Origin of the sequence: Agromyces seonyuensis (genome assembly GCF_009789225.1) — a bacterium.
Classification (GTDB): Bacteria; Actinomycetota; Actinomycetes; order Actinomycetales; family Microbacteriaceae; genus Agromyces; species Agromyces seonyuensis.
In genome coordinates, this window is record NZ_WSTA01000149.1 from 1 (window position 1) to 1,393 (window position 1,393).

General features: G+C 76.5%; 1 protein-coding gene and 1 pseudogene. Both read right to left on the reverse strand.

Annotation, left to right across the window (positions count from 1 at the left end; translation table 11 throughout):
* Positions 1 to 567: pseudogene (locus tag GB864_RS17950) on the reverse strand (hypothetical protein); the annotation flags it as partial.
* Positions 568 to 591: 24 nt separating this feature from the next.
* On the reverse strand, positions 592 to 1,393 hold an 802-nt coding region (locus tag GB864_RS17955), incomplete at its 5' end, for an ATP-binding cassette domain-containing protein (RefSeq protein WP_160427050.1).

The window sequence follows — 1,393 nt, forward strand, 5'->3', positions numbered from 1 at the left end:
CGGCGGCGGGGCGGCCGGCGCCGGGAGCGGGCCGTTCGGGATCGCGGCGATGCGGGCGACGGTCGCGGCGGCCCACTCCGCGTCGCCCGCGCGGCCGGCGGTGCGCAGTACGACGGCATCCGCGGCATGGTCGATCACGACGAGCCGGTCCAACCGCACCCACGCAGCGCCCGGCGTTTCAGCCGCGTGCACGGGCGCGCCCGCGGCGGCCGCGCCGACCTCGTAGCCGAACCAGCCGAACCAGCCGGGACCGGGTTCCTCGAACGGCGCGACCGGGTCGACGGCACCGGCGTCGATCGGGTCGTCCGCCACGAGCGACTCGGCGAGCGCATCGAAGACCGAGCCGGCGAGCACGACGTCGCCGTCGGCATCCGAGCGGATCAGTCGGCCGTCGGCGCCGACGACGAGCCGCGCCGACGAGGCATCCGCGATGCCGATGACGGAGTGCCCGCCCGTCGCGCCCGGGCCGGAATCCAGCCAGACGGCGTCGCCGCCGTCGTCGAGCGCGAGGAACACGGCCTCGGCGTCGCGACGGTCCGGCAGGACGATCCGGAGGGGGCGGTGCACCGACCCAGGATAGGGACTGCGCGCTCAGCGCCGGGAATCGGCCGGGTCGCCCAGCACCCCGTCCTCGACCTCGACGACGCGGTCGAAGCGTGCGACATCGACGTCGGCGTGGGCGATGCACACGATCGTTCGGCCCTCGGCCTCGGCGGCGTCGAGGAGATCGGCGAGCAGGCGGTCCGCGAGGGGCGCATCGACGTTGGCCGTCGGTTCGTCGAGGACGAGCATCGGGAACCCGCGCAGCATCGCCCGGGCGAGCGCGAGGCGCTGCGCCTGGCCGCCGGAGACGAGCGCGCCCCGCTCCCCGACCGCGGCGTCGAGGCCGCCGCGTCGCTCGGCCCAGTCCGCGAGGCCGACCGCGGCCAGCACGCGCTCGAGCGCCGCGTCGTCGGCGTCGGGATCGGCGAAGAGCAGGTTCTGCCGGATCGACTCGTCGAAGAGCCACGGTCGCTGCTCGACGAGCCCGATGCGCTCGCGCACGGCGTCGCCCGCGGCATCCTTCGCCTCGACGCCGTCGATCAGATACGAACCGGTGTAGTCGAGGAAGCGCACGAGCACGTGGGCGAGCGTCGTCTTGCCCGCGCCCGAAGGCCCGCGCACGAGCACCCGCTCCCCCGGCCGCAGCACGAGATCGGCGCGTCCGAGCCCGGATGCGGGACGGTCGTCGCCGGGCGTCGTGGGCCAGTGCGCCGTCAGCCCGCGGAGCTCGATCGTCGGTGCTCGATCGAGGGCCGGCAGCGCGGCAGGGGCGACGGGGTCGACGGCGACGCCGGCGGGCGGCTCGGCCGGAGCGACCCGCGCGACGCGACCGGCGGCGACCTGGCCCGCA